Source organism: Selenomonas sp. GACV-9, from assembly GCA_900116485.1.
GTDB classification, from domain to species: Bacteria; Bacillota; Negativicutes; order Selenomonadales; family Selenomonadaceae; genus Selenomonas_A; species Selenomonas_A ruminantium_G.
This window is the reverse complement of the sequence record FPAX01000001.1, coordinates 361071-377256: the sequence shown is the minus strand read 5'-3', so window position 1 is coordinate 377256 and position 16186 is coordinate 361071. Positions and strand designations below refer to the sequence as shown.

Below are 16186 nucleotides of genomic sequence, written 5' to 3'. Positions count from 1 at the left end.
TTGACTTGTCAATGGGGTACGGCAGGTTGACAAGTCAGGTTGACAAGTCAATCTGCCGTATTTTTGTATTATTTTTGTGCACATGTGGGCTAAAGTGTTCTATTTTCTAGAAAAATATGGATAAAAGCGCTAAAATAGGCTAATATATAGTCTGGGAGTTGTAAACTATGTTGAAACAATGGAAACTTTATGACACGGTGCCGGAGTCGGCGGAGTTTGCGCAGAAATTGGGCATTACGGAAATGGCTGCCGGGATTTTGTGGCATCGTGGTCTTACTGATATTGAAGCGGCGGAGCGCTTCCTGCATCCGGAGAAGCAGCCCTTTCATGATCCGTTTTTGATGAAGGATATGGATAAGGCCGTGGCGCGCATCAAGCAGGCGATCGAGGGCGAGGAGCGCATCATGGTCTATGGCGACTACGATGTGGACGGCATGTCGGCGACGTCGCTGCTCGTGCATAATCTGAAGGCGCTCGGGGCGAAAGTGTCGATCCACATCCCTGACCGCGTGAAGGAAGGGTATGGGTTCAACCTGCCAGCGCTGCAGCAGATTGCCGCCAAGGGCGTGACGCTGCTGGTCTCTGTGGACTGCGGCATCGCGTCGGTGGACGATGTGGCGGCGATGAAGGGAAAACTCGATATCATCGTGACCGACCATCATCTGCCGGGGGACACGCTGCCCGATGCGCTGGCTGTCGTCAATCCGCATCGTGCTGACTGTGCGTATCCTGACAAGGAGCTCTGCGGCGCTGGTGTAGCCTTCAAGCTTTGCCAGGCACTGTGGCGCGAGCTTGAGGACGAGGATTATGCCCAGGATTTGGAGCTGGTGGCCCTGGGTACGGTGGCGGATATCGTGCCGCTGACGGGGGAGAACCGCCGCATCGTCAAGGAAGGGCTGGCGGCCATGCAGGATTCCTCTTTTGCTGGCGTGCGGGCCTTGGTCCGCGTCGCGGGCATCCAGGACAAGGCGCTGAATGCCGGCCATGTCGGGTTCCAGCTGGCACCGCGGCTCAATGCGGCGGGCAGAATCGGCTCGGGAGAAAAAGGGGTTCGGCTGCTGCTTGCCGAAAATAAAGAGGAAGCGGAGAATCTGGCCATGGAGCTGGATATGCTCAACAGCCAGCGGCAGGCCATCGAGCAGGAGATCCTGAAGCTGGCGGAAGACCAGCTGGCGGGCAAAGATCCTGCGAACCTGCCAGCCATCGTCGTGGCCGGGGAGAACTGGAATCCCGGCGTCATCGGCATCGTGGCTTCGCGTTTGGTGGACCGCTACTATAAACCGGCCATCGTGCTGAGCATCCAGGAAGATGGTGTCTGCAAGGGCTCCTGCCGCAGCATCGAGGGGCTGCATATGTATGAGGCGCTGAAAAAGTGTAGCGATCATATCATCCAGTTCGGCGGCCATGCACAGGCGGCGGGCCTTTCCGTGGCGCATGCGGAGCTTGACGCTTTCCGCGCGGCATTCTGCCAGGTGGCCGCAGAGACGCTTTCCGCTGAGGACTATATCCCGAAGGTCAAAGTCGAGTTTGAGCTGGCACCGGAGGATATCACCTTCGAGCTGGTCGAGGAGCTGGCGCTTTTTGAGCCTTATGGCATGGGCAATCCCAAGCCGCTGTTCGGCTGCCGCGGCATCCGTGCCATGGGGGCGGCGGCTATCGGCAGCCAGAAGCAGCATCTGCGGTTCCAGGTGGGAAAAACGGCGGCCCCAATCAACGCTTTGTATTGGAACAAGAGCGAGTATGCAGGGATTGTCAATGCGGAGGCCATCGATATGGTTTACAGCCCGGCCATCAATGAGTGGCAGGGACGCCGCAGTCTGCAGTGCATGGTGGATACGCTTGGCCCCGCCGATGGGGAGAAGGTATTTCCTGAGCGCGAGCAGCTGGTGGAGATATACCGTTTCTTATATGGCATCCAGCAGCAGGAGGAGAGCATCCCCTATACGGCGGCGGAGCTCACGCTGAGCTTCTGCCAGCGCGGGCAGCATATCTCGCTGTATACCATGAGCACAGGGCTGCGCATTTTCCAGGAGCTGGGGCTTCTGCGGCTTGATTTAAAGGAAAACTGCTACTATCTGCCCAAAGCAACGGGGCGGATGGAGCTTGAGCATTCACCGACGTATCGCCGGCATCGCTGAGGAGGGGAAAGAAATGAACGATAAAGACAAAGCACCCGTGTCCATTGCATCCATTATCGCAGCGGTGCAGGCGTATGAGCCGAATGCTGATACGGCACTTATAAAGCGTGCCTATGATTTGGCAGCGGCAGCCCATGAGGGGCAGACGCGCGTTTCGGGCGAGGCCTACATCATCCATCCGCTGCATGTCGCGCAAATCCTGACGGAGTTGCACATCGACGATGTGACCATCAGTGCGGCACTTCTGCATGATGTGGTCGAGGATACCATCTATACCAAGGAGCAGATCGCGGAGATGTTTGGCGAGGAAGTCGCCATGATCGTCGATGGCGTTACGAAGCTCGGCCGCATCCAGTACAAATCCAAGGAAGAAGTGCAGCTTGAGAACTATCGCAAGATGTTCCTGGCGATGGCCAATGACATCCGCGTCATCATGGTCAAGCTGGCGGACCGCCTGCACAATATGCGCACGCTGAAATTCATGCGGGCGGACAAGCAGAAGCGCATAGCCAAGGAGACCATCGAAATCTATGCGCCGCTGGCGAACCGTCTCGGTATCTCGAATATCAAGTGGGAGCTGGAGGATCTTTGCCTGCGCTACCTTGAGCCGGAGATTTATTACGACCTGGTCGAAAACGTCAAGCAGAAGCGCAAGGAGCGGCAGACGTTCATCGATACTGCGATCGGGCAGATTGCCGGGAAACTCGATGAGGCGCATATCAAGGCCGATATCAATGGCCGGGCCAAGCACTTCTACAGCATCTACAAGAAGATGAAGCGCGACCACAAGGACATCAGCGAGATCTATGACCTCTCGGCTGTCCGCGTCCTCGTCGATACGGTCAAGGACTGCTATGGCGTGCTCGGCGTCATCCATGCGATGTGGAAACCAATCCCGGGCCGCTTCAAGGACTATATCGCCATGCCGAAATCCAACGGCTACCAGTCGCTGCATACGACGGTCATGACCCGCGGCTATCCGCTCGAAATCCAGATCCGCACCTTCCAGATGCATCAGGTATCGGAGTATGGTGTCGCGGCACACTGGAAGTATAAGGAGTCGGGCAAGGGCGCTACGGCTGGCAACGCCATGGATCAGAAGATGAACTGGCTGCGGCAGATGGTGAATCTCCAGCAGGAGCTTTCCGACCCGAAGGAGTATTTCGAGGCACTCAAGGTCGATATCTTCTCGGATGAGGTCTTTGTGTTCACGCCGAAGGGCGATGTCGTCGACCTGCCGAAGGGATCGATCCCGATTGACTTTGCTTACCGCATCCACACCGAGGTCGGCCATCACTGCGTCGGCGCCAAGGTCAATGGCAAGCTCGTGCCGCTGGAGCATAAGCTCAAGAACGGCGATATCGTCTCGGTCATCACGAACAAGGCCAACAACGGCCCGAGCCGCGACTGGCTGAACATCGTGGCTTCCTCGGAGACGCGCAGCAAGATCCGCTCGTGGTTCAAGAAGGAAAAGCGCGAGGAGAATATCGAGCGCGGCTTGGAGCTCATAAAGGACGAGGCCAAGCATCTCGGCTATCCGCCCAAGGTGCTCATGAAAGAGGGGCGCCTGCTGGAGGTGGCCAAGAAGTTCAACATCCTCAGCGAGGATGACTTGCTGGCAACGCTGGGCTTCGGCGGTGTACCGCTGCACGGCATCATGACCAAGCTCATCGAGCTGCATAAGAAAGAGGTCAAGGAGAACACGCCGCCGGACATCTCGCAGATGATTGCCAAGCTCAAACAGCCGCAGCAGAACGGCAAGACGGCCAAATCCAGTCATGGCGTGCTCGTTGAGGGCGAAAGCGGGGTCATGGTCCGCCTGGCCCGCTGCTGCAATCCGATTCCGGGCGATCCGATCGTCGGTTTTGTCACGCGCGGCCGTGGCGTATCGGTGCATCGCACGGATTGTCCCAATCTGCTGCAGGATACGGACTTTTCGCGGCTCATTGACGTCAGCTGGGATATCGGTCTCGATAAGCAGTATACGGTGGAGCTCGAGATTGTCTGCAACGATCGCCGCGGTATCCTGACGAATGTGCTGGCTGTGCCGACGGAGATGAAAATCAACATCCACAGCATCAATGCCAATCCGAACCGCAGCAACAAGACATCGACCATCGTACTGGGGCTTGACGTGCGCAATTCGACGCAGGTCAGCCAGCTCGTGACGAAACTGCGCCGGCTCAAGGATGTCTATAGCGTTACGCGTTCGATGGGGCGCAGCCAGAGCGGCAATTGATATTTTCTGTGAAATTGGGCAGTTTGCTGGTAATTCGTTTGATATTTGATGCCTGGTAAGGTATAATGTTAGTATTTGAATGAATTACGACATAGTCTGATCATAAATGAGAGCAATGTAAGGAGTTGAGATTATGGCACAAACTTTTACGATGGAAGACCTCAAGGCGCGTTTGCAGGCACGGCAGCATAAGATGACGCCGCAGCGCCAGACGGTCCTGCAGATTTTCCTCGATCATCCGGGCGAGCATCTGTCGGCCGAGGATGTCCATGGCATCCTGCGGGACAGGAAGTCTGAGATTGGCCTCGCAACGGTCTACCGGAGCCTGGAGCTGCTGTCGGATTTGGGTATCCTGCAGAAGATGGAGTTCGGCGATGGCTGCAGCCGCTACGAGGTGAATGCTACGAATCCGTCGGAGCATCATCATCACCATCTGATCTGCACGAAATGCGGCAAGGTCACGGAGTTTGAGGATGACCTGCTCGAAGACCTTGAATATGATATCGAGCAGAAGATGGGATTCCATGTCGAGAACCATCAGGTGAAGTTCTACGGCATCTGCAAGGAGTGTCAGTAAGCTCTTGAAGGTCAGATCGTTTACGCTCAACTCAAAGAAGGAAATCATTTCCAAGATAACGCGCGAAGTCCTGAGCCTGTTCAAGGTTGAGGTGATAGGGCGGCGCGGCGCCTATGATTACGAGCAGCTATCGGTGGTCAACAAGCGCCTGCCGTGGGCAGCGGAGGCCGTAGAGGGCGAGCGTGTGCATATGCAGACGACACTGCTGCTGTTCCGGGCGGATGGCAGCTGTCTTGCCTATAGCCGTACGGCTGTAGGCAAGCGCGATGAATTGGAACGGGCCGCTGTCAATCGCACGATAAAGCTCAATCTCTACCAGATCTTTGTGGAAGAGCTCGGAATGCCCCAGGCACCCTGGGGCATTCTGCATGGAGTCCGGCCGACGAAGATCGTCCATCGCTGGATCTCCTACGGCATGGAGGAGGAGGCTATCGTCAAGCGGCTGATGACGGACTTTGCCTGCAGTGAGCAGAAGGCCCGCGTCATCACGCCGATGGCTTTCCGCCAGCTGCCGTTTTTGAAGACCTCGGATGAGAAGACCATCAGCATCTATGTCGGCATCCCGTTCTGCCTGACGCGCTGCCTGTACTGCTCGTTCCCGGCCAATATCCTGTCGGGCGAAAAGCAGCTCGATGCCTTCATGGCAGTGCTGCGCAAAGACCTCGAGGCGGCGCGCGACGCGGTGACGCAGTATGGCTTTACCGTCCAGAACATCTACATCGGCGGCGGTACGCCGACGGCACTGCCGGACCGCTATTTTGCGGATATGCTGCAGATGGTATATAATGCTTTCTATGGGCCGCAGGTCGCTGAGTTCACCGTCGAGGCGGGGCGGCCCGACAGCATCACGCCGGCCAAGATCCAGGCGATGGCGGGCCATCATGTCACGCGCGTCAGCGTCAATCCGCAGACGATGCAGCAGCGCACGCTGAAGCTCATCGGCCGTCAGCACACGCCGGAGGCTGTTGTCGATATGTATAAGGCCTTGCGGGCGGCAGGGATTCCTGAAATCAATATGGATTTGATTTTGGGCCTGCCGGGCGAGACGGCGGACGACGTCCGCGATACGATGGAAAAGGTCACGGCGCTGGCTCCGGATGACATCACCCTGCACGCGCTGGCGCTGAAGCGCGGCTCGCGCTTGAAGCTCATCATGGAGGAACGTCATGTCGACCTTCCCGGCGATGCGGAGACGCGCAGGATGTCGGAAGTCGCGATGTCATTTATCGAAAAACATGGCTATGTGCCATATTATCTATACCGTCAGGGCTATATGGCCGGCGACCTTGAGAATGTAGGTTGCTGCCGTCCTGGCGCCGAAGGTATGTATAACATCCAGATCATGGAGGAGCACCAGACAATCCTTGGAATCGGCGGTTCGGCGACTACCAAGGTGGTCGATTTTGCGCGCAAGCGCATGAAGTCATCGTTCAATGCCAAGGATTTGGTGACGTATCTGCGTGATGTGGATATCTATATCGAAAAACGCAGGCAGCTTCTCGAAGAGGCCTACGGAAAACAGGGGGAAACCAACGAATGTTAACCAATGCCCCGCGGGGAACCAAGGATATTCTGCCCGATACAGTCGGCGAATGGAATTATGTTGAACAGAAGATTCGTGAGCTCTGCAGCCGCTATGGATTCGAGGAAATCCGTACGCCGGTATTTGAGCATACCGAGCTTTTCCATCGCGGCATCGGCGAGGGCACCGATGTCGTCGATAAGGAAATGTATACGTTCAAGGATCGCGGCGACCGCAGCATTACGTTGCGTCCGGAGAACACGGCCTCGGCTGTCCGCGCGTATCTGCAGAACAAGCTCTATGGCGATTCTTCGCTCGTGAAGCTCTTTTACATCGGCTCGATGTTCCGCTACGACCGTCCGCAGGCCGGCCGCATGCGTGAGTTCCATCAGTTCGGCGTCGAGGCGCTCGGCGAAGAGAACCCGATGGTCGATGCCGAAGTCATCATGGTGGCCATCGATTTTCTGCGCTCGCTGGGCCTCAAAGACCTCAAGCTGAGCCTGAACTCGGTCGGCTGTCCGCACTGCCGTCCAAAGTATCGCGAGGTCCTGCAGGACTATTTCCGCGATAAGCTCGACGATCTCTGCGATGACTGCAAGGACCGCTTCGAGCGCAGCCCGCTCAGAATCCTCGACTGCAAAGCCGATGCGGATAAGCCGTATATGGCCGATGCGCCGAAAATCACGGATTGCCTCTGCGACGAGTGCCAGGAACATTTCCACAAGGTACAGCAGTATCTGACGGATGCTGGCATCGAGTTCGAGCTCGATCCGCGCTTGGTTCGTGGTCTCGACTATTACACGAAGACGGCGTTTGAAATCAAGTATGCACCGCTCGGCGCACAGAGTGCGGTCGCTGGCGGTGGCCGCTACGATGGCCTCATCGAGGAAATCGGCGGCAAGCCGACGCCGGCCGTTGGCTTTGCCACGGGTCTTGAGCGCGTCCTTTTGGCCCTCGAGAAGCAGAACCTGCTGCCGGAGATGGACAAGAAGACTGACGCCTATGTGGTGGCGCTCGGTGATGCGGCCCAGGGGCCGGCATTCAAGTTGCTGACGCAGCTGCGCCAGGCTGGCCTCAAGGCTGGTATGGATTATGCGGGCCGCAGTATGAAGGCCCAGATGAAACAGGCAAACAAGGCGAATGCCCGCTTTGCGCTGATCATCGGTGAAGATGAAGTCAAAGAATCCTGCGTGATGCTCAAAGATATGGAAAAGAGCGAGCAACAGAAGGTTTCTTTTGATACAATAATAGAAAAGCTATGTGCTGAGGTGAAAGGTTAATGGAAACATTACAAGGCATGAAGCGCACGCATCACTGCGGGGCGCTTCGCAAAACCGACGTTGACCAGGAAGTCGTCCTGTGCGGCTGGGTCTCCCGTCGTCGTGACCATGGCGGTCTGATTTTCGTTGACATGCGTGACCGTTCTGGTTTCGTGCAGGTCGTATTCGATGAGGCTTCCATGAATGAGGGCACGTTCCACAAGGCTGAGTCCCTGCGTAACGAGTTCTGCATCGCTGTCCGCGGTAAGATCCGCGCCCGCAGCGAAGAGACCATCAATCCGAATATGGAGACTGGTGAAGTTGAGGTCGTTTGCGCTGAACTGCGTATCCTCAATGAGGCGAAAACGCCGCCGTTCTATATCCAGGATGGTGTCGATGTCGATGAGAAGATTCGCCTCAAGTATCGTTATCTTGATCTTCGCCGTCCGGAGATGCAGAAGAACATCATGCTGCGTCACCGCGTCACGAAAATCATGCGCGACTTCTTTGACCGCAACGGCTTCCTCGAGATCGAGACGCCGATGCTCTGCAAGAGCACGCCGGAAGGCGCTCGCGACTTCCTCGTTCCGAGTCGCGTAAATCCTGGTGAGTTCTACGCTCTGCCGCAGTCCCCGCAGATCTTCAAGCAGATCCTGCAGGTCGCTGGCTTCGAGAAGTATTTCCAGATTGTCCGCTGCTTCCGCGATGAGGACCTCCGTGCTGACCGTCAGCCGGAGTTCACGCAGCTCGATATCGAGATGTCCTTCATGGATCAGGATCAGATCCTGGGCCTGATGGAAGAGCTCGCCAAAGAGATGTTCGAGAAGGCTATCGGTGCGAAAATCGAGACGCCGTTTGAGCGCATGGATTGGGATACGGCTATGGACAAATACGGTTCCGATAAGCCGGATCTCCGCTTCGACATGCCGCTCATGGATATCTCCGAGTTCGTCAAGGGTTCGGACTTCAAGGTATTCAACGCCGTTATCGAAAACGGCGGCATGGTCAAGTGCATCAAGGTTGACGGCTATGCTGACATTCCGCGCCGCCGCCTCGACGACCTCGTCAAGTTCGTCCAGATCTATGGCGCGAAGGGCCTTGCCTGGATCCAGTACAGCGAAGAGGGCATCAAGAGCCCGTTCAAGAAATTCTACAGCGATGAGACGTTTGCGAAAATCGCTGAGGCTACGGGCGCTAAGACCGGCGACCTGCTGCTGGTCGTTGCTGACAAGCGCCTCGTCGTTGACACGGCTCTTGGCCAGCTCCGTCTCGAGATGGGTAAAGAGCGCAACCTCATTGACCCGGATGCCCTGCGCTTCCTCTGGGTTGTCGACTTCCCGATGTACGAGTGGAGCGACGAGGAGAAACGCTGGAAGGCTATGCATCATCCGTTCACGGCACCGCGTGACGAGGATATCCAGTATCTGCAGTCCGACCCGGGCCGCGTAAAAGCTAAGGCCTATGATATGGTTCTTAATGGTGTCGAAGTTGGTGGCGGTTCGCTGCGTATCTACAATGCAGAGCTGCAGGAGAAAGTCTTCGAGTCTCTGGGCCTCACCTATGAGCAGGCGCATGAGAAGTTCGGCTTCATGATGGATGCGTTCCAGTATGGTACGCCGCCACATGGTGGTCTGGCATTTGGCCTCGACCGTCTCGTCATGCTCATGGCAAAACGCGATTCCATCCGCGATGTCATCGCGTTCCCGAAAAATCAGAGTGCTCGCGACGTCATGTCGGCTGCACCGTCGCCGGTTGAGGAGAAACAGCTCCGCGAGCTCTCCATCCGCACGGCTGTCAAGAAAAAAGAGAATAAGCAGGAGCAGTAAGCTCTGCATTTGACCCCTTTGGGTGGTAAAGCACCACTCTATGTTCACGCAACATAGAGTGGTGCTTTTTATTATGCGTGAATTAGATTCTCACGTTATTTTCAGATTTATCTTAATGAATACTAATTCTCATTTATTATAGTGCTATATGGACAGTTTATCGTTAAGACTATGTGAGGAAGAGATTATGATAGAAGAACCCTGGTTTCAGATCCTGCCCGATGAAGAGCTGGTGAGTCCCATCCGGCCAGCAGGGATATCTGCGCGGGAATATCCGCAGGCGATGTTACGCGCTGACTTTGTCAGGCTGCAGGACCGTGTCGGCAATTATAAAGTCAAGCGCGGGATGGAGATCTGTGATTTCCTGTTTGCGCCGACCTTTATGGTGGGCCGCAGCATGATTTCCCTGTTTCGCTCCCTGGCGCCAGATGTGGAGACGAAGACGCTGTCATTGCTGCCTGCGGGAGGGCAGGGGCGTAGCATGACCTATTGGCTGCCGTATCTACCAGCCGTGGATTGCCTGGTAAGACATGGCTGGGAGTATCATGTGCGCCCAGACTGCCTGCGTGGCAGGCAGATTGCCAGATATGAGGGAAAACGTACCGTCTGCTGGCTGTTCTCGCTGGCGGCTGCCGAGCAGATCCTTGCGCGCGGCCCGATGGGGATTCGTTTCGTAAGGTTGCCACAGGTGAAAGAGGGGGAAGATTCGTGAACATAGCATATGATTCGTTACGGGTAAAAGGGATTCCCTGCCGCAGAATCCTTGATTTGGAGCTTTACCATGCGCCGAATATGATAGGAACGGTCAAACTGATGGGAGAGACAAGCCAGCAGGAAATCGAGCATTTTATCCCTCGCGCGGGCAAGGACTTGGTAAGACTTATTGTCAGCGGTGCGGCAGGTGAGGAGCAGACCATTTTCTGCGGGTACCTGGATTTTTTGGACTATGAGCTTTGCAGTCAATATGCTACCGTCACCTGTACGTTGAAAGATACGGCCTGCCTGTTGGATTTGCGGCGGGAGGATCAGACCTATCAGGATTTGGCGAAAACCTATCAGGACGTCTTGCGACGTTCCTATGCGCTGGCAGGCGTGGAGACAAATCTCACGTTTGGCGTGCCGGACAAGCCTATCGGCAGATTCCTGGCGCAGATGCAGGAGACAGCGTGGGAGTACTCCGTGCGTCTGGCCTCGCATTTCCATACGGCTGTATTCACGCGGCTGAGGGAAGAGAAGCCTTCCCTGTCTGTGGGATTGCCGGCTGGTACTGGCCAGAAAATCATGCTGGACTCAGCTACGGCAGCCTATCGGCAGGACAATCGCGCTTATCTGCGCTATCGGCTCAATCAAGGGCAGGTGGGCGAAAAAACGGCAGTGCAGGATTTTGGCCATATCATCTGTGCGTCAGATGAATATGCCTGTCTGGGCGATACTGCTGCGTTTGGCGGTAAAGACTATGTCATCACGCGTGTGCAGGGCATGTTGCAAGATGGCTTGCTGCGCATGAGCTATGAACTGTCAGACCCGCAGGGACTGCGATGGCCATTGCGTCAGCATCCATCCTGTGGTGGACGGATCAGCAAGGGGAAGGTACAAGCGGTGGAACGCGACCGTATCCAGGTATGGTTCGATGGAATGGATGCTATGTATGATTCGGGCAGCAGCACATGGTTTCCTTATTCGACAGGTTATTCGTCAGCAGATGGCAGCGGCTGGTATGTCATGCCAGAGCCGCAGGATGAGGTCCGCATCCTGTTTCCTTCGCATAATGAGGCGGCAGCCTTTGGGGCCAGCGCTGTCAATCAGGCTCCCGCACCAGCGGAGCGCAATAAGTATTTCCGGGCGCCAGGCGGTAACAATGTGCTGATGGATGAAGATGGCATCACGCTGGACTGTACTTCGGCGGACAGCTTTATCCGGATTTCGCAGAGCAAGGGGGTACAAGTCTACTCGACCCGCCCCATCGTTGTTTCCTCGCAAAATGACATCGAGATAGAAGGCAAGGAAGGTGTCGTGGTGCAGGCTGATGACAGCATCACCATGCAGGTGGGAAATTCGAACATCCATATGGATGCGCAGGAAATCGGCATGGGAGCAAATGTCATCAAGATAGGCCAGGAACCGCAGCCTGAGTTATGGAGTGCAAAATGAAAATCATACATCAATGTCTGAACGTCAAAGGCATCGAGCTGAAACGACTGCAGGAAATGATCATCCATCATCGTCCCAATTGTCATGCCTTTGTCAAATTGACTGCTGAGGTGGATAAAGAGACGATTAGGCAGTTCATGCCACAGTCAGCAGAGACGATGCTGACGATTACAGCTGCTGAAGGGAACGGCAAGGCAAAGACACTATTCTGTGGATATATTCTCTGTATGCATGTAGAGGAAAAAGCAGAGTACTGCCTGGCAAAGATGCTGCTGGCCGATACGTCGTATCTGTTGGCCCTGCAGCGTGAGCGCAAGGCTTTCCAAAATCTTGCCAAGACTTATGGGGAAATCCTGCAGGAAAGCTGTCAGCAAAACGGGATGGGAGCTAAGGCAGAGATTGTCATGAATGTGCCGGAGCAGGCGATTGGTGAATTCATATTGCAGCTGGATGAAACCGATTGGCGTTTTGCCCGCAGGATGGCCTCGCGCTTTGGTGTGCCGGTGCTTACGGATTGCAGCGCGGAGATGCCGCGCCTATTGATTGGCCTGCCGCAGGCCTCCGGTAAGGAAAAAGTTTTGGCAGCGGTTCACTATACGTCATGCTATCAAGACAGCAGGCGGATGGTCTGGCAGGAAAATTCGCTGGTAGCAGGGCGGCAGAGCATAGCCGAAGATTTTACATCCCTTCTGGTTGAGACGGATGAATATTTGACACTTGGTGCGCCGGTATCGTTTCAGGGAAAATCCTATCGCATTGCGGCAGTGACAGGAAAGCTCGTAGATGGCATGCTGCATATGCGCTATCGGCTGGCCAGGGAAAAGAGTTTCCTGGCCCCGCTGCAAAAGAACCCGACCTGTGCTGGTATGGTTTTGACCGGTCAAGTAAAAGGAGTGCAGCAGGATAAAGTCAAGGTGCATTTCCTTGAAATTGACGCGGCCTATGATGAAGGCACGACAAAATGGTTCCCATATTCGACGACCTATTCATCCAGTGATGGCAGCGGCTGGTATGTGATGCCCAGCGAAGGCGACTATGTCCGAGTGTTCTTCCCTACGCAGGAAGAGAAGGATGCCTTCTGTATCAGCACCATAAACGCCGCACCGCCAGCAAATACCCGCAACAAAACCCTGCGCGCCCCAGGCGGTAAGGAACTGCTGCTGACCGATAACAGCGTGCATCTGATTACGAAACATCAGGATACATTTATTGACATGTCAGGGAGTGGGGTTCGGATTGTTACATCGAACAAGATCAAAGCTACTGCGGATAAATGTGTGATATTGGAAGGAAGAAAAATTGAAGTATTGGCTAAGGATAAAATTAGCCTTACAGTGGGGGCGACACATCTTGACGTGTTGCCCAAAGAAATAGGCTTTATAGCTGAGAATGTCATAATGGGAGGCGAATGATAGTGTCGTCAAATGCTAATTATATGTCAATGGCCACGCAATATACGTATTGTACATGTGGCACAGCAAAACAAAAAGTGTTTTTAGAAGAATCGCATGGAGTCATCAATCAGCGAGATGGCCAACCGGTATTGAATGCCAATGACCACAAATATCCAGACAATATCAAAGGATATGGTCGATGCAAAGCAGATGCCGCGGATGTACAAGAGCTATTGGAGAAGTATGGTGATGTCCGGATAGATACGGACAAGTATGCAGGCAGAACGTGTTATCCAATACTGAATGAAGCCTGGAAAGATGGCGATACACATTTCACGATTCAGGGGGCACCGGTATTGCTGGATACGAGTAAACTGGTTTGTGCCCGTGGAGGAATAATAAAATTCGTAAAACCAGGTTCAGACGCAGATTCTTTGCCGGATTCGATAGATGCCTCATATAGTTCATTTGATGAAATAAATAGCAATATAGCAAAAATTGAAGCCGCAGTAGCAAAATATCTGCCCAACAAGGGCCATTTCACGTTAGGCGATAAAAAGAATGGACCCTATGCTGAGGCTTTTGTAGATCCCTTCGATGCAGAGCATCGGCAAACAGAAGGAAAAATGGGCACAAGTGGAATAGAAATGGAACATGGAAATTCTACGCAGGGAAAGATGGGCGTTGAAGTTGGTTACAGCAAAGATGATTTCAATATTGCAGCAGGTACAGAGGTAGAAATAGGAAAAATAAAATCAGATTCGGAAAAATTACAGGTTGAACCATCAGATGTGAAAGCTTATGCAAAAATAGAGGCGAAAAAAAAGAATTTGAAGATTTCACGAGGAATTATTACAGGAGATATAGAAGCTGAAATTGAATCTGGTGAATACAAGGCGAAGTATGGGAGTGAAAGGAAAAAAAGAAAACGAACAATATCTGCTGTGCATAGTGAAAAACAAGACGATGAAGAGGAGAAATAATTATATGAAAGCAAAAATTATTATGTTAATAGTAATGATTACTGCTTCAATCATATCGATAGGATGCGGTAATAATGCTGAACATTATTATACAGAAAGTGATAACTCGAAGACAGCTGATATGGATAGCAATAAGATGATTGGATTGTTGCAGGAAGATGGAAAAAAATTATACTTGTATCTACCTTTTGATTTAGAAATTCATGAAAAATTTGCTTCGGATGATTTAATTAATAATCCAGAAAGTTATAGCCATACTGGAGACAAAATGTTTGTAAGTATATATCATGGTAGCATGGTAAATCCTGATATGAAAGTTAATTTTAATATGGATACATTTATGGAGGCTTTTGAAAATCCAGAAAAACTCAGTCCGATATTAATAAAAAAAGAAAAGCGCAATATAAACGGTAAGAATGTAACATATGCGGATATAAGGGCTGATTTTTATAATGAGCCATTTAGGGCGGAATGTATAGGGATATATTCAGGTAATGAGTTTTGGACAATATTGTATTTTTATAATGAAAACGATAAAAAAAGCCGGAAGGTGGTGGAGAAATCTATTGAATCAATAACAATTCGTTAAAGGAGAAGAGTATGGAAAAAGTATCTATTAGAAATCTCCATATTGAAGGATTCCTATCGGCAAGTGTAATTGATTATTTTATGCAGACACATGTAGGTAAACATGGACGAGTTAATATTCGCTTAGAAATAGCAGAGTCTGTACAGATGAAATCGCTGTTGGCTTATCAGAATCAAGAAGTGAAGATATATGCTGACCATAGGCTGTTCTTTGTTGGTGTAGTGACGGAAATAAATCTCTATGAATGCAGTGGGAGAAGAGAAATTTCTTTGGCGTTGTGTTCAGTTTCGCAAAAGATGGATATCAAAAAGAAGAGCAGAACCTTCCAATCGGTAGACAAAACGCTTGGTGATGTTGCGCGCAAGGTGGCAGCTGAATATAATGCGGAAGTTAAACTGGAAGAAGATATGAAAATACCACGCATGCTGTATCAGCATAATGAGACGGACTGGGAGTTTTTACGTAGATTATGTGAGTCACTCGGAAAGAGTATCTGTTGTGACAGCAGTGCAGCAACGATCCGAATCAGTATAGGTTTTGTTCCCTTTGCTGAATATCAACATGATTCATCTGAGCGGCTGCATGGTTCGTGTGTGTCGTATTTGGATGTAATGCGTCGAAAAGAAAATACTAGACCGCAATCACGTGTCGATGAATTTGAAGACGTAAAACTTACAACTTATGACTTGCTGCCAAGTGCTGGATATGGTGTGATGCTGCGGGATTATGAGCAGGGAGTGTTGGCAAGTAAGATAATCGCAAGAGGAGATGTCTTAGAAAATGAATTGATAATCCGCCATAAGGAAGGATTATTTCCAAAAGTGATGAATCAGCGGAAAAAGTGGAATACACCTTGTTATATTGCAGGAAAAGTAATTGATGTAAAAGAGCAGCTGGTAAAGGTCAAGTTTGATTGTGATGAATGCCAAGATGCGCGGGAGGCTCGTTGGATTCCGCATGAAAATACTGTAAATAATTATATGTATTCCATGCCGGATATCGGAGATAAGATATATGTTTATTTTGAAGAATGTGGTGAGCTGCTGGCATTAGGTAGTCATAGGAGAGATTTGGGTGGTAATGAGGATTATCATACACCAGAAAATAGAAATCTCACATCAGAAAATCAGATGATACAGTTTCAACCCGATAGCACAGTTTGTGTTGCTGGACGTACAGGTGATAACTCTTCGCGTATTATCGGTGATGTGCAAAGTGGCATGGATATCACATCTACGGAGAATATTGTTATCCATAGTGAAAAGTCGATTTGTCTCGATGCACAGGCGGGCAACGTGACAGATGAGGCATATAAACTGATGGATGGGTTCAACAAAGGCTATCTGAAATATCTGCATGACGGTGGAACACCGTTAAAACACACCTATGTGGCAGCATCATGTGGGATGATTGGCAAAGATATGACGTGTTTATGTGAGGCAAGCCCACTGTTTGAAGAACCAGTTAAATCCGCAAGTGTGAATTCGTTCCAGCAGAAGAAATAACGG

Annotated in this window: 12 protein-coding genes; all 12 read left to right on the top strand. The window is 52.1% G+C overall.

The window, feature by feature from the left end; genetic code table 11:
• The first annotated feature begins 167 nt into the window (after nt 1-167).
• The 12 genes from recJ to BM322_RS01685 all read left to right on the top strand — a co-directional run bounded on the left by recJ (nt 168) and on the right by BM322_RS01685 (nt 16183).
• Entirely contained in the window at nt 168-2138 is a 1971-nt protein-coding gene (gene recJ / locus BM322_RS01740; RefSeq protein WP_075428175.1) for a single-stranded-DNA-specific exonuclease RecJ, read from the top strand.
• 13 nt (nt 2139-2151) lie between these two features.
• A complete protein-coding gene (locus BM322_RS01735) occupies nt 2152-4377 on the top strand; it encodes a bifunctional (p)ppGpp synthetase/guanosine-3',5'-bis(diphosphate) 3'-pyrophosphohydrolase (RefSeq protein WP_075428174.1) in 2226 nt (741 codons plus the stop codon).
• Nucleotides 4378-4510: 133 nt separating this feature from the next.
• Nucleotides 4511-4954 carry a Fur family transcriptional regulator gene (locus BM322_RS01730; protein WP_075428173.1) on the top strand — a complete coding sequence of 148 codons (444 nt, stop codon included), beginning with the start codon at nt 4511-4513 and terminating at the stop codon, nt 4952-4954.
• A 4-nt stretch (nt 4955-4958) separates the two neighbouring features.
• Entirely contained in the window at nt 4959-6497 is a 1539-nt protein-coding gene (gene hemZ / locus BM322_RS01725) for a coproporphyrinogen dehydrogenase HemZ (RefSeq protein WP_075428172.1), read from the top strand.
• Nucleotides 6491-7756 (top strand): histidine--tRNA ligase, encoded by a 1266-nt coding sequence (gene hisS, locus BM322_RS01720; RefSeq protein ID WP_075428171.1) that lies wholly within the window; start codon nt 6491-6493, stop codon nt 7754-7756. Before hemZ ends, hisS begins: the two co-directional genes overlap by 7 nt.
• Nucleotides 7756-9561 (top strand): aspartate--tRNA ligase, encoded by a 1806-nt coding sequence (gene aspS, locus BM322_RS01715; protein WP_033169348.1) that lies wholly within the window; start codon nt 7756-7758, stop codon nt 9559-9561. The genes hisS and aspS overlap by 1 nt, the downstream gene beginning before the upstream one ends.
• A 187-nt stretch (nt 9562-9748) precedes the next feature.
• Complete coding sequence (locus BM322_RS01710) at nt 9749-10273, top strand: hypothetical protein (protein WP_075428170.1); 525 nt, start codon at nt 9749-9751, stop codon at nt 10271-10273.
• On the top strand, nt 10270-11712 hold the full coding sequence (locus BM322_RS01705) for a hypothetical protein (RefSeq protein ID WP_075428169.1): 1443 nt from the start codon (nt 10270-10272) through the stop codon (nt 11710-11712). Before BM322_RS01710 ends, BM322_RS01705 begins: the two co-directional genes overlap by 4 nt.
• Complete coding sequence (locus tag BM322_RS01700; RefSeq protein WP_075428168.1) at nt 11709-13124, top strand: contractile injection system protein, VgrG/Pvc8 family; 1416 nt, start codon at nt 11709-11711, stop codon at nt 13122-13124. Before BM322_RS01705 ends, BM322_RS01700 begins: the two co-directional genes overlap by 4 nt.
• A 2-nt stretch (nt 13125-13126) precedes the next feature.
• Nucleotides 13127-14089: a DUF4280 domain-containing protein gene (locus BM322_RS01695; protein WP_177220795.1), complete on the top strand. Its 963-nt coding sequence runs from the start codon at nt 13127-13129 to the stop codon at nt 14087-14089.
• A gap of 4 nt (nt 14090-14093) precedes the next feature.
• A complete protein-coding gene (locus BM322_RS01690; protein WP_075428166.1) occupies nt 14094-14678 on the top strand; it encodes a hypothetical protein in 585 nt (194 codons plus the stop codon).
• Nucleotides 14679-14689: 11 nt separating this feature from the next.
• Nucleotides 14690-16183: a contractile injection system protein, VgrG/Pvc8 family gene (locus BM322_RS01685; protein WP_075428165.1), complete on the top strand. Its 1494-nt coding sequence runs from the start codon at nt 14690-14692 to the stop codon at nt 16181-16183.
• Nucleotides 16184-16186 lie beyond the last annotated feature (3 nt).